We start from the raw sequence: 20,267 nt of genomic DNA on the forward strand, positions 1-20,267 counted from the left end.
GCACCTCTGATTACGATGGCGTCACTGTCATGTCGCTGGCGTTTTGCATCAACTGGTGCGCATAGACGGCTTACCTCGTTCACACATGCTTATGTTTTTAAACGGATTCCTATCATGAAAAACAACTCTCTCGTCGCGCTTGACCGCGCACACCTGATCCACCCCGTCGTCAACTTCCGCACCCACGAACAGAGGGGTGTCACGATTCTCGAATCGGGACGCGGCGCCTATCTGCGCGATGCGCAGGGCAACGAAGTCCTCGATGCGTTTTCCGGCCTATGGTGTGTCAACGTAGGTTATGGACAAGAGAGCATTGTCCGCGTTGCGGCGGAGCAGATGAGCCGGCTGCCGTATGCGACCGGATACTTTCACTTCGGGTCCGAGCCCGCCATCCGCCTGGCCGCACGCCTGGTGGAACTGGCGCCGGCGTCGCTGCGCCACGTGTATTTCACGCTCGGCGGTTCGGATGCGGTGGATTCCGCGATCCGCTTCATCACGCACTATTACAACTCGACCGGCCGTCCGCAAAAGAAACATTTCATCTCGCTGGACCACGGCTATCACGGCTCGTCCTCGCAGGGTTCGGGCTTGACGGCAATCGCCGCGTTCCACCAGAATTTCGATGTCCCGCTACCCAACCAGCACAAGATCGCGTCGCCCTATCCCTACCGCAATCCGGTCGGCTCCGACCCCGAAGCCATCATCCGCGCGTCGGTCGACGCATTACGCGCCAAGGTGCGCGAACTGGGACCGGAGCGGGTGGCGGCATTTTTCTGCGAGCCGGTGCAAGGATCCGGCGGCGTGATCGTGCCGCCCAAGGGCTGGCTCAAGGCGATGCGGGACGCCTGCCGCGAACTGGACATCCTGTTCGTCGTCGACGAGGTCATAACGGGATTCGGCCGCACCGGCCCGCTTTTCGCCTGCGAGGCGGAAGGCGTCGAGCCCGACCTGATGACGGTCGCCAAGGGCTTGACCGCGGGCTACGCGCCGATGGGCGCCGTCCTGATGTCGGATGCGGTGTATGCGGGTATCGCCGATGGCGGCGCGCCCGGCACGCCAGTCGGCCATGGCCATACCTACTCCGCGCATCCGGTCAGCGCCGCCATCGCGCTCGAAGTGTTGCGCCTGTACGGCGAAGGCGGACTGCTCGCCAACGGCATTGCCCAGGCGCCTCGCTTCGAGGAAGGCTTGCGCGACATGCTGCAGCATCCGCTGGTCGGCGATGCGCGCAGCCGCGGCATGCTGGGCGCGCTCGAACTGGTTGCCGACAAGGCAAGCAAGGCGCGCTTCGATGCGTCGCTGAAACTCAGCGACCGCATCTCCGAAGCCGCATACCGCAACCGCGTGGTGTTCCGCGCCTTCGGCGACAACATCCTCGGCTTCGCCCCGGCCTTGTGCTATGGCGCAAGCGACTTCGACCTGTTATTCGAGCGCCTGAAGAAAACGCTGGATGAGGTGCTCGATCAGCCGGAGGTGCGCCGTGCCATCAGGTAATGGCAGTATCGTACGGAAGCCCTGAGATGCCAAAGGCGAAATTGGCTGCTACGATGATGGTCTCGTAGGATTTACGGAAAATGGCAAATAACAATGATGCATGACGCTTTCAAGCTGGACCGGATCGACATTCGAATCCTCAGTCATCTGCAGCGTAACGGCCGGGTCACCAATGTGGATCTGGCTGATGCCATTGGCCTGTCGCCGAGCCCTTGCCTGATCCGGGTCAAGAGGCTCGAAAAGGCAGGCTTCATTACCGGCTACGGCGCCCATGTGCAGCTCGAAAAGTTGGGCCCCATGCAAATGGTGTTCACCCAGGTGACGCTGTCGGATCACCGCAGAGAGGATTTTGCGAAATTCGAAGCCGCTATCCGCAATATCAGCGAGGTCGTCGAATGTCATCTTGTGAGCGGCGGTTTCGACTATCTGCTGAAGTTCGTTACCCGCAGCGTAGTCCATTACCAGACCATCATCGAAGAAGTGCTCGAGCAAAATATCAACATCGAGAAATACTTCAGCTACATCGTGATCAAATCGCCCGTCATCAAGCACTACTACCCGATCGAGAAACTGTATTCCTCGCAGGAATGACCGGCCACGCCGCCGATTGACCCTGCAGCTTCCGATGTCATAAGGCAGCCAGACCCGTGGCTCGCCTTCCCTATTCTTGTCCCCTCCCTCCCCATTTCGCGTGCCGCACAACATGCCAAATGTGCGAAAAAAAACACAGCTTCTGTCAATTTCACTGGTAGTTTATGCAAGCACCCGCTGCGCAACGGGAACTAGCATAGATACCTGCAGATGTTTTATCCGCCACCCCTGGCGGGCTTCCCTTATTTCATTAACAGATCGACCTTCATGATGAATCATTCATTCAACATCGCCGTCATCCCAGGCGATGGCATTGGTAAAGAAGTGATGCCCGAAGGCCTTCGCGTGCTTGACGCCGCCGCGGAACGCTTCGGCATCCGGCTCAATTGCACCCACATCGAATGGGCCAGCTGCGACTATTACGCGGCGACCGGCAAGATGATGCCCGACGACTGGAAGGCGCAACTTTCCGGCATGGACGCCATCTACTTCGGCGCAGTCGGCTGGCCGGACACCGTGCCGGACCACGTTTCGCTGTGGGGCTCGCTGCTGAAATTCCGGCGCGAGTTCGACCAGTACATCAACCTGCGTCCGGCCCGCCTGTTCGACGGCGTGCCCTGCCCGCTCGCCGGACGCCAGCCAGGCGACATCGATTTCATGATCGTGCGTGAAAACACCGAGGGCGAGTACACCGCTATCGGCGGGGCGATGTACGAAGGCACCGATCGTGAAGTTGTGCTGCAGCAAGCGGTGTTCTCACGGCACGGCACTGATCGTGTACTAAAGTTCGCGTTCGACCTGGCGCAGCAGCGCCAACGCAAGCATGTCACGGTCGCTACCAAGAGCAACGGCATTGCGATAAGTATGCCGTGGTGGGATACACGTGCGGCGGAGATGGCGGCGCACTACCCGGATGTGCGCTGGGACAAGCAGCATATCGACGCCCTGACCGCGCGCTTCGTACTGCAGCCGCAGCGCTTCGACGTGGTGGTCGCGTCCAACCTGTTCGGCGACATCCTGTCCGACCTCGGGCCGGCCTGCACCGGTACGCTGGGTCTTGCACCCTCCGCCAACCTGAACCCGGAGCGAAAATTCCCGTCAATGTTCGAGCCGGTCCATGGTTCGGCGCCGGACATCTATGGCAAGAACATCGCTAATCCGATCGGCATGATTTGGTCCGGCGCGCTGATGCTGGATTTCCTCGACCAGCGCGGCGAGGCCGGACGACAAGCGCACGACGCCATCCTGGCCGCCATTCAGCAAGTGTTGCTCGACGGTCCCCGCACGGCCGATCTCGGCGGGAGTGCCTCGACAACCGACATGGGCATGGCAATCGCTGCCGCAGTAGAACGCGCAGCGTGACCCGTCCCATCATGAATACATCCATTGCACTACATAAGGACTTTTGATCATGTCTTTGACTCTTACGCGTACTGATCTGCTCAAGGAACAGAATTTCATCGATGGACAATGGCGCGACTGCATTAGCGGATTGCGCCATAAGGTCGCCAACCCGGCGACAGACGGCGCCTTCGCCAGCGTGCCCGATAGCGGCGCCGCGGACGCGCACATGGCCACCCTCGCCGCACAGGCCGCTTTCGACGGTTGGCGCACGCTCCCCGCCCGCGAACGTGCGCGCTTCCTCAAGCGCTGGCATGCGCTGATCATGGCCAATGCGGAGGACATCGCCAGGATCATCTCGTACGAGCAAGGCAAGCCTCTCGCGGAAGCACGCGGAGAAGTCAACTATGGCGCGTCGTATGTCGAATGGTTTGCGGAAGAGGCCGTTAGAACCTACGGAGACATCATTCCCGAGCAGGTGCGCGGAAGAAAAATGATGGTCGCAAAGGAACCGGTCGGCGTCGTCGCGGCGATTACCCCGTGGAACTTCCCGCTTGCGATGATCGCACGCAAGATTGCTCCCGCGCTCGCGGCGGGATGTACCGTCGTCGCCAAGCCGGCGGAAGATACGCCGCTGACGGCGCTGGCACTGGTCAGGCTGGCGCAAGAGGCCGGCCTTCCTCCCGGCGTGCTCAATATCGTCACCGCATCCCGGGCCCAGGTCAAGGAAGTCGTTGGTGCATGGCTGCTCGATTCCAGGGTGCGCAAAATTACTTTCACGGGGTCGACTGCCGTTGGAAAACACCTTGCACGCGAATCGGCGGGCACCTTGAAACGCTTGTCGCTCGAACTCGGCGGCAACGCGCCCTTCATCGTGTTCGAGGATGCCGACCTCGACGCCGCCGCCGACGGATTGATGACGGCGAAGTTCCGCAACTGCGGACAGACCTGCGTGTCCCCGAACCGGGTCTACGTCCAGGAGTCCATCTACGCGGAATTCGCAAAGAAGGTCACCGCCCGCGTGGAAGCGCTGCGCGTCGGACCGGCGACCAGGGAAGACTCACAGATCGGCCCGATGATCAATGGGCGCGCGGTAGAGAAAATCGAACACCACGTGCAGGATGCCTTGTCCCACGGCGGCAAGCTCCTTGCAGGAGGAGGCCGGGTGAGGAACGAGGTTGCCGATGGTCCCAACTACTTCGCGCCGACGGTCATTGCTGAGGCAAACCATGACATGGCTCTGGCCTCGGAAGAAACTTTCGGCCCTGTCGTTGCCCTGTTCCGCTTCACCGGAGAAGCCGAGGTCGTCGCGCTCGCCAACAATACGCCTTTCGGTTTGGCCGCCTACTTTTACTCGCGCGACATCGTCCGTGTGTCGCGTGTCGCCGAGCGTCTCCAGGCCGGCATCGTCGGCATCAACGAAGGTGCATTGGCGTCGGAAGCAGCGCCCTTTGGCGGCGTCAAGGAATCGGGTTACGGGCGCGAGGGCTCCCAATATGGATTGGACGATTACATGCAGATGAAATATCTGTGCCAGGGCGGGTTTGCCTAACAAGCTATAAGGACACTGCTGCAATGCATACGATAAAAGAAACTCTCGATACTTATCCGATCGAGATCGAATTTCCGGATATTCGCCCTTATGCCGAGGGCAATGCCGGCATTCCTTACGTGTACTCCTTCGACAGCGGTGTTCCGGGCCCGCATGTGATGATCAATGCCCTCACGCATGGAAATGAGGTGTGCGGCGCGATCGCGGTCAAGGAGTTGCTTGATCTGGGCATCCGGCCGCGCCAGGGCAAGCTGACGCTTGCCTTCGCCAACGTCGACGCGTACAACAGTTTCAACCCTGCCAACCCAGACGCTTCGCGTTTCGTCGACCAGGACCTCAACCGCGTCTGGACCGCCGGAATTCTGGACGACCTGTCCCGCGATTCCTCGGAGCTGCGCCGCGCACGCCAGATGCGTCCGGTAGTCGACACCGTCGACTTCCTGCTCGACCTGCATTCAATGCACGAACGGAGCGCCCCGCTGGCGGTTTCCGGCCCGCTGTCCAAAGGCATTGCGCTTGCCCGCGAACTCAAGACACCCTCCTACATCATTGCCGATGAAGGTCATCCAGAAGGCCGCCGACTGCGCGACTATGCCGACTTCGGCGCCCCGGACAGCCCGAAGAATGCCTTGCTGGTTGAATGTGGCCAGCATTGGGAGGCCTCGGTGGCAGGCATCGCGCGGGACGTCACTGCCCGTTTCCTGATGATGCACGGCATCGTCAGGACCGAAGATCTGCCCCACGGCTGGTTCCGGCGCCTTCCCCTCAAGTCGCGTGTGGTGCGCGTGACGGAAGCGGTGGTGTCTAACAGCATGGACTTCCATTTCGTTCGCAACTTCACCGGCCTGGAAACCTTTGCGGAAGAAGGCACCGTCATTGCCTGGCGTGACGGCGAAGCCGTCAGGACCCCGTACCCGAACTGCGTGCTCGTGATGCCGTCGCTGCGACAATTGCGCCCCGGCGTGACTGTGGTGCGGCTTGGGCAATTGCTGGACTACTGAGCTTTCTCAGGCCCGGCTCGTCGATGAAGACGATTTCGCGCTTGAGCATGTTCAGGCGGCGCAACTACCTCTGCTTCTGATACTGCATGGACCAGGCAGCGCATTGGTGGGTGCAAAGCCCTACCGGGATCGAACGCGGGGAGTTTTCAGTTTCTTGCTGCTTGCAGCGTCAGCGGCTTTTTTGGCGGTGACTTGTTTTTCTTTGTCACATTGATCGAGGCATAACAAGGCATCGACATAGGACGTAAACCGGTTCAGATAGTCAGGCGAGATCTCGCGCATCAAGGCCAGTGAGCGCAGCACCAGCATGTGCGAATTGATCGGCCCGGCATTCTTGGGCGCTTGCTTGATGGCTTGCGTTACTTGCTTGTCAACGCTGAGTTTCGACCAGGTGTTTCTGAAGTAGCGTGTGGTTTTCAGCTCGCGGCGCAAGCCGACATCGCCATCAAAACCACCCTCTACATGGTCCGGCGAATGTTGCGCCATGTAGCGGACAAGCTCACCCAGGGACGCGCGAGGGTCGCTTTCTTTCGATGGGGCGACGGTGTCCTTGGTATCGCGTTGGGCTTGCTCGAACCGCTCTCTGAAAGTCACCAAGGCCTTCGCCAGTTTGGCGTCAAGTATGCGTTTGACAGGGCCTTGATGCGCGCTTGCGCGAGTCGCCAGCACTTGCAGGTAGTGCAGGCGCACGGGATCAAACTGATCCGCGCCCAGTTGGCGCAAGGACGCGATGTCCCCGCTGAAATCAACGGTTTCATTCACGGCGCGGCAGTTTTCGCATTGGCGGTTTTAGGCACAGGCGCCATTTCCACGCGCCGGTTTTGCGAGCGCGCCGCATCGTCAATATTGGGGGTGACCGGCTGCTCAGCACCAAAGGCCGCCGCGAACACCATGGACGCGGGCATGCCTTCGTCGATCAAGGTCCGCGTGACCGTCAACGCCCGTTGTGCCGACAACTCCCAGTTGTCAGCGAACCGGCTGTTGCTACCGCGTATCGACCGATCGTCGGTAAAGCCGCTCACCATCAACAGTTCCTCACGCGCCGCCAGATAGGCGCGCAGCGGGGGGACCAGGCTGTTCAACAGTTGCCGACCGTCGGGCTGCAACTGGTCCGAATTCAACGAGAACAGGACGCGGCCACTGATGCCAATGCGCCCGTTGTTCAAGGTGATCCGCCCCGTGGCCAGCGGAATCGCCAAAGCTTTTTCAAGCGTGATGCGCCGCTGCTCTTCGACTTGGCGTTTTTGTATCTCGGCCTCCAGGCTGCTCGCCATCTCCAGTTGGATGCCCAGCACGGCCACCAGGATCAACACAAAAGCCCCCAGCAAACCCGCCATCAGGTCGCCAAAAACGGCCCAGACCGGCGCGGTGTCCTCAACCCCGGCGTCACTCTCAATCATCAGCTCACCTCTTCGGCAGACAAGGCCTGCTTGCCCGGGAGCTGGCGCAATTCTTCAAAGATTTCCTTTTGCGACATGATGCTCAGATCAATGATTTCACGCGCCTGACCGACGTAGTAGGCGAGCTGGTCGTCACTTCTCGCCATGGATTTATCCATCGCGGCTTCAATGCGTTGCAAGTTTCCAATCAGCTTCTCGTTGGCCTCGTTGAACGAGTTCACCGCAAAAGCAAAGGACTCGCTCAAGCTCGATACTTCGACCGCACTGCTGGTGACGTGCGCCGCAATGTCGGAGAGCTTGGCGGCCTCCAGGTCCACCTTCTCGGCGAACTGGCCTCCGGCCTGGTTCAGCGCCTCCGCCGATGTCGTCACCAAGGAATCGATCACGGCCCGCTGTTCAGCGGACGCGTGATTGATGCCGTCGAGCAGCGAGTTCAGTGTTTCCATGATGCGACTGCGCTCGTCCAGGAGTTCGTTGTCGCGCACGATGCTGCTGGACATTTCCTGACGCAATTGGCCAATGACCTCGGCAGCGGCGCGTGGCGCCTCCGAGGCAGTTTCGATGAGCCGCGTGATCGGGTCTTCCAGCGCGACACCCAGCGTTGTCAAATGGCTGGTCAGCGCGGCCTGCAATTCACCCAGCCGTTCAACCGCGGCGTGGCCACGCTGCACTTCTTCATTTCTGAGCGCACCGAGTTCGGTACGCAACAGGCTCGTCACTTGATCCATGCGCGCGCTGTGCTGTTCTATCCAGTTCGCTTCGGACGCGATGCGAGACCGAAGCAATTCCTCGGAGCACGTCGTCAAGCGCGTGATCTCGCCCAGCGTATGGCTGGCGCTACTCCGCGCCTGTTCCGTGATCGCTTGCGCGGTTTGGGTCAAGGTGTGGCAGATGGCTTGTTGCTGGCTGAGCGTTTGTGCGCCTGTTTCTTGCCACTCACGATGGAGCCCTGCGGCCATGCTTTCCAGCGAACTCATCCATGCGTCCAGCCGCTGCCTGTCGCTCGATGCCTGATCGGCCTGCAAGGTGGCGTGCGCCTCGTTAGTCGCAATCAGAAGCGAGGTGGATCGTTGCTCGAATGTGTCGTTAAATGCCGCCAGTGATTGGCCCACACCAGTGACCATGTTTTCGCTGGTCCGTTCGTGATCGGCGAGCGCCGCCGTCCATGTATTCGCGACAGTGGAGGCGGTAGCGCTAAACCGTTCAGAAAGCCCATCGAGTTGCAGCTGCGCCGTATCGATCACGCGTTCGTGCAGTAACCTCGCTTCTTTGGCAATCCCCGTCATGGCGGCTTCGACCACGGGTTTGAGACTCTCGCCGGCAACCTGTGCGCTTTGCGTCAGGCTGTCTCTGAGAGACTTGTCCACGGAAGAAGCCAGATCGCTGTAAATGCCTTTGACCTCGCCGTGAAAGCTTTCCTGATTGGTCAGCAAGCGTTCGTTCAACTGCTGGCTCATGCGTTCCATCTGCGCCATCATCGCCTGCAGTTTGTCGACAACTTCCGGCAAGGCTTGGGCTTGAAACTGCAGCGCCTTGTAGGCTTCCTGGCGCTGATGCGTGAGTGAAAAACCGCGCAACACTGTCGCAATTTTTGTGTCCAGCAGTTGCGCTGCCTGCATTCTTTCGCGTCGGCTGAGTGCCGACATCAGGCCCAGCATGGCGGAGGTGGCAACGCCGGCCACGGAGGTGCCAAACGCCAGCCCCAAGCCCTTGATCGGTGCGGCAAGCGCCGTGCGGATCGCCTGAAGATCGGTCGTGCCTTCCAGTGAAAATGCGGCCCCATTGAGGGTGACGACCATCCCCAGAAACGTACCCAACATGCCCAGCATCACCAGCAGCCCCACCAGGTAAGGCGTGAGCGCCGGGCCGGGCAGGCCGATGCGTTCACCTTCTATGCGCAAACGCACGGCGTTCTGCAGCGACGGATGCACGCCGTCGAGCCAGTCACCGAGATTCGTGAGCGGGTCAGGAATCGCCGCCAACGACGTGGTCAAGGTCGCGCTGGCCTGCCGAAACTGACGCAGTTCGAGCGCGCCAAACCCATAGACCGCGCCAATGATCATCGTCATCGTCAGTGCCAGAACATGGGCGCCCATGAATCCGGCCCCGACCCAAACGACCGCCGCCGCGCCCAACAAAAAAGCGATCGTGAACAAATTTCTATTCATTTATGTTGTGTCATTTCATTGTTGATAGCTTCCATCAGCCCAACCGTCGGTTGCAGGCGAAGGTCCAATTCCGCGAGCAGCGCCGTTTGCAATTCATGGCAGAAGCGCGCCAGCCAGGCGCCCGCTGTCATCCACAAGGCCGGGTCGTCTGTTTGTTGCGTATCGACCAGCATCTGCTGATGTGCCTGGCGCAATTGCTCAAAGCGCCTCTTTAAAAGCAAAGGTACCGTGGCGAGCAATTTGCTCTCGCGCTCACAGACTATCGCGTCGAAAGTCGCATCCAAATCTGCTAGCGTCTTGAGCGCAGGTGACGCCTTGGCAAGCACCGCCCGCACGCTGGAGCGCAGTGGGCGAACGCTCGAATCCATGGCGCGTTGCTGCGCAGCATAGTAGCGACGATAGGGCTCATAGTCGGCGCCCAGGTTGGGCGGACAACTCTGGGTGATTGAATTCACCAAGTTAGTCCGTACCCGGGCGAATTCGTCACCGATGGCAGCACTTGTTTCTGATTTCAACCCAAATTTTGCAGATGACTGATCTGCGCTGCTTTCGTTGAGAGCAGCACACAGATTGATGGCGTCATGCAGGTTTAACCACAGCCCCAGCTTTTCTGCGAAGGCCGTCCCCGGCTCGACCGCATCCACCACGGCCAAGTCGGAGAGAACTCGGATGAGTTTCGAGCTATGGAAGTTTGTACGCGTCAGTGCTCGCGTCATATGCAAGAAAAATCCAATTTAATAAACTAGGGCTTGGGCCAAATATCTGCCTTTGGCTGCTACCGCATGGCATGCGTCCGATAGCCATCGGAGCGGGGATGGTTTGGGGGGTTGTTGGGTAAATCGAAATCAAGCGTCGCATCTGCGGACTTGCATGATGCAAGTGATTTTACCCGGTTGAACTTCGTGACTCTGTTTGCGCTCATGGTGTGCTGAATTGAACCTTGCTCCAAATGGCAGCTTCTCGACTCTCCGTTTGTGACCGGCTTGGGCATCCAGGCGCCGGCGACGATAGGCGGGTATGGCGCACCCGAAGTAGCCCGCGAATAGAAATTTAATGCGCGTAGGCGAGACCTCGAGGCTTGGTGCTTGTTGAACTCCGTTACATCTGAAATGCCTTCTGCGTCACTTTTCCCGTTGAGTCGCGCGTTGTAAACACACAGGCCGTCAATCAGGCTTATCAACCGGAGTATCAAATGGAAATGAATCAACCCTCGAACCGCATCCACCCCTTGATGGCGGGCGCAGCCGTGTCCGTAATGCTCGTAAGCCTACTGGGCATCGCAGCCGTCACAGGCGTCTTACCGAATTCGCATGCCACCGCGGCGCAAATTGTGCCGATTACCGCACAGGCTCCCGCCGTCGCACCGATATCTGCACCTGTTCATCAAGTCGCAGTTGCTCCGGCAGTCCGCGATGAACGCGCAATGCGCAAAACTGTCGTGCATCACCATCCGGTCCAGCACGCACAGGCGCAGTCCAGCCGACAGTATTCCCAGGCACCTGTGTACCAGCAACCAGCTCCTGTTGCACAAAATAGCCCCATTGGCATCGGCATAGGCGCGGTGGTCGGAGGATTGCTGGGCAATCAAGTAGGTGGCGGCAAGGGCAAGACCCTGGCAACCGTCGCCGGGGCTGTGGGTGGTGGATATCTTGGCAATGAAATTGCCAAGCGAAACCCATAAAGCTTTGGATACAGTAGTGAGGCCGTCTAGTCGGACCGGCCGGCCGAAAATATGTGGCGGCCAGCATTAACCTCTGCATGGTCTGGGTGTCGGCTGCGCAGCACGCGATGTCCGGTGTTGCTCGGGTGCGGGCGCTGCGGTTATTGAAATCATCGCCACATTGCTGACGCACACGGCGTCCCGATCTGTGACCACCATGTAGCGACCAGTTCGGAAACCTCTACAGCCGGGTCCAGCAGACAATGAAGTATTCCCGGTTTTCCGCCCGATCGGGCGCGCGACAGTGCCGGCGGGAACTCCTCTGAGCGCGTGACACGCTCCCCATGGCCGCAGAAGTCGGGATTCCGGAGTTGCGTGGCACTCACGCGCCGCTCATGGTGCCGTCCGCGGAAACGCCTTGTTCATCGCGTGCCTGAGATCGGCAATCAGATCCTCCGGCTTTTCCAGGCCAATCGATATGCGGATCAGGCCGTCATCGACGCCGAATCGTTGGCGCATCTCTACGGAGACGCCGGAGTGCGTGGTCGATGCCGGGTGGCAGACCAGGGTCTCGGTCCCACCCAGACTGACCGCCGACTTCATCAGCTGGAGATTGTCGATCAGCTTGAACGCCGCCTCGCGCCCGCCTGGCACGACGAACGAGAACGTGGAGCCGGCAGCAGAGAAGTAGGTCTTGAAGATCTTCTGGTACGCCACCGAGTCGATGTGGTCCGGGTGCAGGACCTTCACCTCCGCGAACTCGTTGCTGCTGAGCCAGGCCGCCACTGTGGTCGCAGAACTCGCGGAGTAGCGCATGCGCAGTTCGAGGGTCTCGAGGGACCTCGACAGCATCCAACAAGTGTGCGGGTCAGGCTGCGAGCCCGTGGCGCTGCGCACCGAACGTACCTGGTCGACGATGGATTTCGTTCCGGCCACAGCGCCGGCCACGAGGTCGCTGTGCCCGCCCACGTACTTGGTCAACGAATAGACGCACAGGTCGGCCCCGTGCAGGGAGGGCTGGCAGAACACGGGCCCCATCATCGTGTTGTCGCAGACGATCAGGGGCCGCCGCAGTGCCTTCGACGCATGCAGATTGACCGCCTGATTGATGACTTCAAAGTCGATCAGGTCGTTGGTTGGGTTGCTCGGTGCCTCCACGTACACCATCGCGACATGGCCGAGCTTTGCGCCCTCCTCCAGCGTGGCCAATACACGCTCGGCGGAGGCCTCGGCCGGCAGCTCCAGCAGGATCACGCCCCACTGGGTCATGAGCTTGCGCATCAGCGTTTCGGTACCGCCATACAGCGGCATGCTGTGGACCACCACGTCGCCTGGACGACACAGAGCGAAGAAGGATGCCGAGATCGCCGCCATGCCGCTGGAGAACGCGGCCGCCGCGGCGCCACCGTCATAGAGCGCGAATCGGCGTTCGAAGATCTCCATGTTGGGGTGGTTAAAGCGGCTGTACACCAGGCCGGCAGAGTCCTGGCCCTGGTCCAGCGGCACCCGACCGGCGGTTTGATCAAAAAAGTGTGCCCCGGCCTCGGCGCTCGGGAACACGAAGGTCGAGGTCAGGAAGACCGGCGGCTTGACAGCCCCCTCGGACCGGTGCGGATCGTATCCATATCCCATCATGAGCGTCTGTGCGCTCAGCGTGTGTCCGTCGATTTCGCGGGAGTAAATGTCTTTCATGGCAGCTTTCGATTTAGAACGGACGCTCGGCACAAAGGTATGCGACGCATCGGTCACGGTTACAGAGATGCACTCTATTAGAGCAGGTGGAGCGGCATTTCGTGTCGAACTGTGGCTCGTCGCATCGCCGCAGCAGCGGTTCTTGCCGAACGTGTGGCCTTGTCGCAATCACCCTGCCTGGCGCGAGTCAAGCGGCTTGGAGAAGCGGGCTATATCAAGTCTTACGTCGCCTTGCTGGATACAGAACGAACAGGCCTGCACGTCAACATCAGGCTGCGACTCGCAGAGCAAGGGCGTGATCGAGCAGTCCGAGGATCACATCAGGACCATCCCCGTAGTCATGGCACCAACGCTACGTCGCAGGGTACCGCGTGAGCGGTTTCGTCCAAGGGCACCCAGTCGCCTGTCATGAACGGCCGCTGATCAGAAGTGAATTGGGCAAAAAAGAAAGCTGCTGTTCGCCAGTTCCCGCATGTGTCATTCAGAAACTCAAGGTACTGACGCAGCGCCCCCTGATCCGCCCGTGAGAACGATCAGCCCCCGAAGACCAAAGCCTGGTGCAGCGACACCCCCGCCAACGGCATAGACGCCGGGGACTGTCGTCATCTTCGCGGCATCGGTCCGTATCACCGGGCCGCCGAGCGGGGCAATCCCGCCCCCACCCGTCAATTCGTAAGCCGCGCCATCTCGGCATACAAATCCGCCTTGCCTTCAAAACCAATACCCGGCAGGGCCGGCAAGGTCACGTAGCCGTTTTCCACCTTCACGCCATCGGGGAAGCCGCCGTAGGGCTGGAACAAATCAGGGTAGGACTCGTTGCCGCCCAGCCCCAGGCCGGCCGCGATCGCCAGCGACATCTGATGGCCGCCGTGCGGGATGCAGCGGCTGGGCGACCAGCCGTAGTCTTTCAGCATGTCCAGCGTGCGCAGGTATTCGACCAGGCCGTAGCTCAGGGCGCAGTCGAACTGCAGCCAGTCCCGGTCCGGGCGCATGCCGCCGTGGCGAATCAGGTTGCGCGCATCCTGCATGGAGAACAGGTTTTCGCCGGTGGCCAGACTGCCCTGGTAGACCTCGCCCAAGCGGGCCTGCAGTTCGTAGTCGAGCGGGTCGCCCGCTTCCTCGTACCAGAACAGCGGGTAAGCGGACAGCGCCTTGCCGTAATCAATGGCGGTCTGCAGATCGAAACGGCCATTGGCGTCCACTGCCAGTTGTTGCCCCGGCTGCAGCAGCTGGAGCACGGACTCGATGCGCTCCATGTCATCCGCGATCGAGGCGCCGCCGATCTTCATCTTGACGACCGAGTAGCCGCGCTCCAGGTAACTCGTCATCTCGCGGCGCAGGCCGTCCAGCCCCTTGCCGGGGTGGTAGTAACCGCCGGCGGCGTAAACGAAGACGCGCGGGTTCGCCGTGCCGTTGCCGTAGCGCTGGGCCAGCAATTCATAGAGCGGTTTTTGTTCGATTTTCGCCACGGCATCCCACACCGCCATGTCGATGGTGCCCACGGCCACCGAGCGCTCGCCATGGCCGCCGGGTTTTTCGTTGGACATCATGCAGGCCCAGACCTTGTGCGGGTCGATGTTGTCGCCGCTGTCGCTCAGCAGAGTAGCCGGTGCCGCCTCCAGCACGCGCGGGCGAAAGCGTTCGCGGATCAGGCTGCCCTGGCCGTAGCGGCCGTTGGAATTGAAGCCGTAGCCAATCACCGGCTTGCCGTCGCGGATCACGTCGGTGACGACGGCGACCAGGCTGAGCGTCATCTTCGAGAAGTCGATGTAGGCGTTGCGGATGTCCGACTTGATCGGTCGGGTCGATTCAATGATGTCAACAATTTTCATGAAGGTTTTCCTTAGCGCGGCAGCGAGGCGCCGCCACAAATTTGAAGGTCTTGCCCGGTGATGGCCGCCGCCTGGGGCGAGAGCAAAAACGCCACCAGGGCCGCGACTTCGGCCGGGTCGATGTAGCGGCCAATCGGCGGCAACTGGGGCGCGCTGCCGGCGCGCGCCGGGTCGCTCAACATGGCTGTCTGGGTGGCGGCGGGCGAGACCACGTTGACGGTCACGCCTTGCGCGGCGACCTCGCCGGCCCAGCTGCGCGCCATCGCAATCAACGCCGCTTTCACCGCCGCATACTGGCTGCGCCCGGCCATGCCTTGCGCCACGCGGCTGCCGATCAGCACCACGCGGCCCTGGCCACGCTCCGCCATGGCGGGCACCAGTGTTTGCGCCAGCTGGGTGGCCGACTGCACATGCAGGCGCCACATGGCTTCACCGGCCTGCAGATCGAGCGAGGCCAGCGGCGCGGTGCGCATCCAGCCCGCCGCATGCACCAGCGCCGTCACCGGCGGCTGGGTCTGCAGCGCGCGGGTAATGGCGTGGCCGTCCATCAGGTCCACCGCCACGGGCGTGAAGTGGGCGTCCTCCAGCACCGGGGCCGACAGGTCCCAGCCGCTCACCTGCCAGCCCTGTTCCAGCAGGTGCCGCGCTATGGCCAGGCCAATGCCCGAGCTGCTGCCGGTGACCAGCGCGTGCGCTCGGGCGGGGCTGTTGGCGCTGTTATTCGGCGGCACGAATGCCCCCTTCGGCAATGATCTTGGCGGAACGGGCCATGTCGTCCTTCTGGAAGCGCGCGAACTCGTCCATGGTGCCACCGGCCACCAGCAGGCCCTGTTGGATCAGCTTGTCGCGCATCTCGCCGTTCAAGGCCTTGTTGACCTCGGCGTTCAGGCGATGCGCAATGTCCAGCGGCAGCTTGGCCGGGCCCCAGACGCCGTACCAGCTGTAGAACTCGTAGCCGGGGATGGTTTCACCAACCGTGGGCACCTCGGGCAAAGTGGAAACACGCGCCGCCGAGGTCACGGCGATGACCTTGAGCATGCCGCTCTTGTAGAAGTTGTACGAGCCCAGAATCGGGTCGACAAAGCCGCTGATCTGGCCGCCGATCAGGTCCTGAAACGCCGGCGCCGTGCCTTTGTAGGGCACGATGAGCAGGTCCAGGTTGCCGGAGCGGCGCAGCAACTCGGTCGACAGGTGCCCGGCCGAGCCGGTCGAGCCGATGGCAAACGCCAGCTTGCCGGGATTGGCCTTGCCATAGGCGATCAGGCCCTTGAGGTCCTTCACCGGCAGGTCCTTGTTGACCGCCACCGACAGCGGCGCCTTGGCCACCAGCGCCACCGGCACAAAGTCGCGCGTCACGTCATAGGGCGCGGTCTTGACCGTCATCGGCGCCGTGGTGAAGGTGGAGGCGTTGAACAGCAGGGTGTAGCCATCGGCCGGGGCCTTGGCCACGGCGTCGCCGCCAATCATGCCCTGGGCGCCTGGCTTGTTGTCAATGATGAAAGTCTGGCCGGTCTGCTCGCTCAGCTTCTGCGCCAGCATGCGGCCCACGGCGTCCAACGTGCCACCGGGCGGAAACGGAATGATCATTTTGACGGGCCGGTTCGGCCAGGCTTGCGCCATGGCCACGGCGCTGGCGCCCAGCAAGGCCGTGGCCAACAGGGTGCGGACGAAGTTTTTGCGATTCATGGTGTCTGTCTCCTCGGATGATTTTTTAAGCGATTACTTGAGCAGGCCAGCGTTGGCGACGGCTTGGCGGATCAGCTCGTTCTCGGCCGCCGAGGGCGCATGCGTGGGCGGGCGCACATGGGCGCTTTCCAGCACGCCGGCGAACTTCATGGCGGCTTTCATGCGGGCGTGGGCTTCGCCGGTGGGTTCGCCCGCGCCGTAGACCGCTTCCTTGATCGGGGTGATGAGGCCCTGGATCTTCATGGCCTGGTGCAGGTCGCCGGCTTTCACGGCGTCAAACAAATCGATGATCAGTTGCGGGATGGCACTGGCAAAACCGACCAGCGCGCCGTCCACGCCCTGCACCATGGAGGCCAGCAGGTATTCGTCGTGGCAGGTCAGGATCGCCTTGCTCGGGTCGGCATCGCGGATGGCCTTGATGTCGCGCGCATATTTGCTCATCTCGCGCTGGCCCACCTTGAAGGCCTGCACATAAGGCAGACGCGCCAGATCGGCCAGCAGTTCGGACGAATACGAGGCCTGGGTGCGGGCTGGGTAGACGTGGCACACCAGGTCCAGGTTAGACGCTTGCCAGATGGCGTCGAAATACTGCAAGGCGTGATCCGGATGGAAACCAAAACGCAGCCAGTGGTGCGGCGGCATCACGTCCAGCGCCGAGGCGCCGGCTTCCACGGCGAGGCGCGCATGCTCGGCGGCTTCGGTCAGGCCTTCGCAGACGATGGAGGAAATCACCGGTAGGCGGCCTTTGAGTTCGTCGGCCACGATGCGCGTGACCCGGGCCCGCTCGGTCGGCGTGAGCGAGAACACTTCGCCGGTGTGGCCGTTGGTCATGACGGCGACCACCCCTTTGTGGCCGGCCAGCCAGGAGGCGAGGCGGCGCAGGGCCGGCTCGTTGATGCTGTTGTCGGTCTTGAACGGGCAGGCAATGGCGGGAATAATCCCCCGATAATTGGCGATGGTGGGCATGGAGTCTCCTGATTGACGGGTTGGAAAAAAGATGCCCGGATGATCGGCCACGCCGCCCCACCCCGTCCAATACTCGAAACGCATAAAACTATTCACTTATGGGCCCCGGCAACCGACCGCTTGATCTTGAATGGCTGGAAGACTTTCTGGCCCTCGCCGAGAACGGCAATTTTTCGCGTGCGGCGCAGGTGCGCGCGATTGCGCAACCGGCGTTCAGCCGCCACATCAAGTCGCTGGAAGAGTGGGTCGGGGTGGATCTGTTTGACCGCAGCGCGCACCCGGTGTCGCTGACCGAGGCCGGCAAGCGCTTTCACCCTGCAGTTGACGACCTGTTGCAGCGGCTTGAAGTCTCGCGCCTCAAGGCCCGCGCCGCCCATGAGCAGGCCGCGATGAGCTTGCGCTTTGCCGCCACGCATGTGTTGTCGCTGAGCTTTTTCCCCAGCTGGCTCAGTGGCATCGAGGCGCAGCTGCGGCTGGGACCGATCCAGATCATGTCGGACAACCTGGTGGCTTGCGAGGAACTGATGCTGCAGCGGCGCATCCAGTTTCTGCTGTGCCACGGCCATTCATCGGTGGCCAGCCGGCTGGATGACGTGCAGTTCACCTTTGCCCGGGTCAGCGACGACGTCTTGCTGCCGGTCACGGCGCCGCTGGCCAGCGGGCAGCCACAGCACTGGATCGACGACGCCCCGCAAACCAGCGTGCCGGTGCTGGCCTATAGTCAGGACTCCGGCCTCGGCCGCATCATGCGCGCGCTGATGTCGTCCGCGCTTGATGAAGCGCCGTTCAGCACCGTGTTCACGGCCCACCATGCGGTGCTGCTCAAAACCATGGCCAAGGAGGGGCGCGGCATCGCCTGGTTGCCGCAGAGCCTGATCAAGGACGATCTCGCTGGCGGCGCTCTGGTGGCTGCGGGCAATCCGCGCTGGCATATCCCGGTGGACATCCGCCTGTATCGCCCGCGCGCGCCCTTGTCGGCGCCGGCAGAGGCTTTGTGGCGGGTGGTTGAAACGCGCGACCGGGGCGAGGTGCGTCACACCGCCCGTGATGTGAACGTCTAAGGGCCTCCACCTTCGTAGAGTCGAGATGCCAATGGCAAGAGATCGCGCAGTCTGTCCAATCTTTGCGAGGCTTCTGGATGCGTTGACATCATCGACTGCGCCACACTGTTTCGCGCAAGTTTCTGCATGAATTCCAACTGCTTGCGCGGATCAAATCCAGCCAAAGCGGCTAATTCAAACCCAACTTCGTCCGCCTCAAATTCAGTCTGATGCGCAATGAGCGAAAAGTAAGTGTCCAACGAGAAATACTGTTCCTCCATCTCAGTGTGAACGTCCGAGGCGCTACGAACGATTCGGGAAGGCATTAGCGCCATTGCCGAAGTGAGGGTTTGCCTTTCATGTTGCAAAAGAATGTGCGACACCTCATGGGCAAGGACAAACGCAATCTGTTCATTGTCAAGTTCAAGGCGGGAAACGTATTCCTCTGAGAGGATGATTGTTCCCTCCGCGAACGAGAGCGCGTCGACGTCTTTGCTGTTGACTATTTCCAGACGTGGTCTGGCAAGCGCCTTGGGTTGCTGGGCTTGAATAACAGGGAGCAGCCGCTCCCAAACACGGGCAATCTTTCGGCACTGTGCCAGGCATCCTTCTTCCTGTTTAAGTTCGATTTTTGCTAAAAATCGCTTTCTTAAATCAACGGAATGGTCGCCCACTTCGGACTCTGAAAAAGCCAGCCCGGCGCTCGCCTCGGCGACATTTATAGGATCCGGAGCACAGTGCGCCGACGTAGTCGCGCAGACGATCAAAAAAATGGCAAAGATTGTGTCAAGGCCCCATGTTGGCTTGAGATCAACGAGAGAGGACTTCAGCTGCGACATATGAGACATATGAACCTCCTGCAAGAAACAGTCTATTGGTTTATATTTTTTTCTTCAAGCAGCAGCGGTCAATGCAAAACGCTCTGCATCCCATCAGACACCGGAAATCGGTGAACGGTCGCTGGCGCTGCAAAGACCGCAACTCCAATTACCTCTATTTTTGTCACAGATAAACAGATTTATTGCAAGTTAATCATCGGCGAAGTGTCAAATAAAATCAGGTCATGAGCCAAGCCCCTGCCCCTGTGTTGAAAAAGTCCAGAGCGTCGCCCTTTGAGGCACCGCGCGCCGTGCTATTCGACGCCTATGGCACCTTGTTTGACGTCTACAGCGTGGGCCTAGTGGCCGAGCAGTTATTCCCCGGCCACGGCCAGGCCTTGAGCGTGTTGTGGCGCGACAAGCAGATTGAATACACCCGGCTGGTGACCACCAGCAACCATGGCGCGCACTACCAACCGTTTTGGGAGCTGACCCGTGCGGCGCTCGTGTACGCTATTAAAAGAGTAGCTGCTACCGCAGAGCAGACGGGGGCTAGCGGCCAATTTGATATAAATTTTGGGCCTCAGATCGAGCGCCTGATGAACCAGTACCGCCATTTGAGCGCCTTCCCGGAAAACCGGCAGGTGCTGAGTGAGCTGAAAGCCAGGGGCATCCCCACCGGCATCCTGAGCAATGGCGACCCGGCGATGCTGCAGCTGGCCGTCAAATCCGCCGGCCTGTCCGAGCTGCTGGACCATGTAATCAGCGTCGACCCAATCCGCAAGTACAAAACCCACCCCGAGGCCTACGCGTTGGGCGAACAGGCCACCGGCCTGTCCGCCAGCCTGATCGCCTTCGTCAGCTGCAACGCCTGGGACGCGCTCGCCGCCACCTGGTACGGCTACCAGACGCTGTGGGTCAACCGTTACCATCTGCCCTTCGAAGAACTGGGCACCCAGCCCACGCGCACCGGCAGCAGCCTGCGCGATGTGCTCGACTTTTTTCCCATCTCCACCCCTAACTGAA

19 protein-coding genes and 1 pseudogene are annotated in these 20,267 nt (G+C 60.9%); 9 read left to right on the forward strand and 11 right to left on the reverse strand.

Going from position 1 to position 20,267, the window contains the following annotated elements:
- The first annotated feature begins 114 nt into the window (after positions 1-114).
- From C5P05_RS30130 to C5P05_RS30150, 5 genes are all read left to right on the forward strand, one after another.
- Positions 115-1,494, forward strand: a complete 1,380-nt coding sequence (locus tag C5P05_RS30130) for an aspartate aminotransferase family protein (RefSeq protein ID WP_114973563.1) — start codon at positions 115-117, stop codon at positions 1,492-1,494.
- Between the two features lie 93 nt (positions 1,495-1,587).
- Positions 1,588-2,085: an Lrp/AsnC family transcriptional regulator gene (locus tag C5P05_RS30135; protein WP_420130789.1), complete on the forward strand. Its 498-nt coding sequence runs from the start codon at positions 1,588-1,590 to the stop codon at positions 2,083-2,085.
- Between the two features lie 270 nt (positions 2,086-2,355).
- A complete protein-coding gene (locus C5P05_RS30140; protein WP_114973636.1) occupies positions 2,356-3,447 on the forward strand; it encodes a tartrate dehydrogenase in 1,092 nt (363 codons plus the stop codon).
- Positions 3,448-3,496: 49 nt separating this feature from the next.
- Positions 3,497-4,978: an NAD-dependent succinate-semialdehyde dehydrogenase gene (locus tag C5P05_RS30145; RefSeq protein ID WP_114973637.1), complete on the forward strand. Its 1,482-nt coding sequence runs from the start codon at positions 3,497-3,499 to the stop codon at positions 4,976-4,978.
- Between the two features lie 23 nt (positions 4,979-5,001).
- Entirely contained in the window at positions 5,002-5,979 is a 978-nt protein-coding gene (locus tag C5P05_RS30150) for a M14 family metallopeptidase (protein WP_114973564.1), read from the forward strand.
- A 120-nt stretch (positions 5,980-6,099) separates the two neighbouring features.
- Here the strand turns inward: C5P05_RS30150 and C5P05_RS30155 are convergent, their stop codons facing one another.
- Genes C5P05_RS30155 through C5P05_RS30170 form a run of 4 tightly spaced genes read right to left on the reverse strand, consistent with a single transcriptional unit; the run spans position 6,100 to position 10,263 of the window.
- Positions 6,100-6,741 carry a DUF2894 domain-containing protein gene (locus tag C5P05_RS30155; RefSeq protein ID WP_114973565.1) on the reverse strand — a complete coding sequence of 214 codons (642 nt, stop codon included), beginning with the start codon at positions 6,739-6,741 and terminating at the stop codon, positions 6,100-6,102.
- Positions 6,738-7,379, reverse strand: a complete 642-nt coding sequence (locus C5P05_RS30160) for an OmpA family protein (RefSeq protein WP_114973566.1) — start codon at positions 7,377-7,379, stop codon at positions 6,738-6,740. Before C5P05_RS30160 ends, C5P05_RS30155 begins: the two co-directional genes overlap by 4 nt.
- Positions 7,379-9,547 (reverse strand): DUF802 domain-containing protein, encoded by a 2,169-nt coding sequence (locus tag C5P05_RS30165; RefSeq protein WP_114973567.1) that lies wholly within the window; start codon positions 9,545-9,547, stop codon positions 7,379-7,381. Before C5P05_RS30165 ends, C5P05_RS30160 begins: the two co-directional genes overlap by 1 nt.
- Entirely contained in the window at positions 9,544-10,263 is a 720-nt protein-coding gene (locus tag C5P05_RS30170; RefSeq protein ID WP_114973568.1) for a DUF3348 domain-containing protein, read from the reverse strand. The genes C5P05_RS30165 and C5P05_RS30170 overlap by 4 nt, the downstream gene beginning before the upstream one ends.
- A 476-nt stretch (positions 10,264-10,739) precedes the next feature.
- On the opposite strand from C5P05_RS30170, the gene C5P05_RS35080 reads away from it, so the two are divergent.
- A complete protein-coding gene (locus C5P05_RS35080) occupies positions 10,740-11,228 on the forward strand; it encodes a glycine zipper 2TM domain-containing protein (protein ID WP_114973569.1) in 489 nt (162 codons plus the stop codon).
- A gap of 149 nt (positions 11,229-11,377) precedes the next feature.
- Here C5P05_RS35080 and C5P05_RS34820 read toward each other — a convergent pair.
- Positions 11,378-11,626: pseudogene (locus C5P05_RS34820) on the reverse strand (hypothetical protein); the annotation flags it as partial.
- Entirely contained in the window at positions 11,601-12,899 is a 1,299-nt protein-coding gene (locus tag C5P05_RS30185; RefSeq protein ID WP_114973571.1) for a cystathionine gamma-synthase family protein, read from the reverse strand. The pseudogene C5P05_RS34820 and the gene C5P05_RS30185, both read right to left, overlap by 26 nt.
- A gap of 111 nt (positions 12,900-13,010) precedes the next feature.
- On the opposite strand from C5P05_RS30185, the gene C5P05_RS35360 reads away from it, so the two are divergent.
- Positions 13,011-13,274 carry an Lrp/AsnC family transcriptional regulator gene (locus C5P05_RS35360; protein ID WP_420130790.1) on the forward strand — a complete coding sequence of 88 codons (264 nt, stop codon included), beginning with the start codon at positions 13,011-13,013 and terminating at the stop codon, positions 13,272-13,274.
- Positions 13,275-13,564: 290 nt separating this feature from the next.
- Here the strand turns inward: C5P05_RS35360 and C5P05_RS30195 are convergent, their stop codons facing one another.
- The 4 genes from C5P05_RS30195 to C5P05_RS30210 are packed head-to-tail and all read right to left on the reverse strand — an operon-like array spanning position 13,565 to position 17,383.
- Positions 13,565-14,731, reverse strand: a complete 1,167-nt coding sequence (locus C5P05_RS30195) for a mandelate racemase/muconate lactonizing enzyme family protein (RefSeq protein ID WP_114973573.1) — start codon at positions 14,729-14,731, stop codon at positions 13,565-13,567.
- A gap of 11 nt (positions 14,732-14,742) precedes the next feature.
- A complete protein-coding gene (locus C5P05_RS30200) occupies positions 14,743-15,462 on the reverse strand; it encodes an SDR family NAD(P)-dependent oxidoreductase (RefSeq protein ID WP_114973574.1) in 720 nt (239 codons plus the stop codon).
- Complete coding sequence (locus C5P05_RS30205; RefSeq protein ID WP_114973575.1) at positions 15,449-16,417, reverse strand: Bug family tripartite tricarboxylate transporter substrate binding protein; 969 nt, start codon at positions 16,415-16,417, stop codon at positions 15,449-15,451. The genes C5P05_RS30200 and C5P05_RS30205 overlap by 14 nt, the downstream gene beginning before the upstream one ends.
- 33 nt (positions 16,418-16,450) lie before the next feature.
- Entirely contained in the window at positions 16,451-17,383 is a 933-nt protein-coding gene (locus tag C5P05_RS30210; protein WP_114973576.1) for a dihydrodipicolinate synthase family protein, read from the reverse strand.
- A gap of 98 nt (positions 17,384-17,481) precedes the next feature.
- Here C5P05_RS30210 and C5P05_RS30215 point away from each other — a divergent pair, with 98 nt between their 5' ends.
- Entirely contained in the window at positions 17,482-18,444 is a 963-nt protein-coding gene (locus tag C5P05_RS30215; RefSeq protein WP_114973577.1) for a LysR family transcriptional regulator, read from the forward strand.
- Here the strand turns inward: C5P05_RS30215 and C5P05_RS30220 are convergent.
- A complete protein-coding gene (locus C5P05_RS30220) occupies positions 18,441-19,271 on the reverse strand; it encodes a M48 family metalloprotease (protein ID WP_114973578.1) in 831 nt (276 codons plus the stop codon). The genes C5P05_RS30215 and C5P05_RS30220 overlap by 4 nt on opposite strands.
- Positions 19,272-19,486: 215 nt before the next feature.
- Here C5P05_RS30220 and C5P05_RS30225 point away from each other — a divergent pair, with 215 nt between their 5' ends.
- Positions 19,487-20,266, forward strand: a complete 780-nt coding sequence (locus C5P05_RS30225) for a haloacid dehalogenase type II (RefSeq protein WP_114973579.1) — start codon at positions 19,487-19,489, stop codon at positions 20,264-20,266.
- Position 20,267: the final 1 nt, after the last annotated feature.

This window comes from Rhodoferax ferrireducens (assembly GCF_003347515.1).
Classification (GTDB): Bacteria; Pseudomonadota; Gammaproteobacteria; order Burkholderiales; family Burkholderiaceae_C; genus Rhodoferax.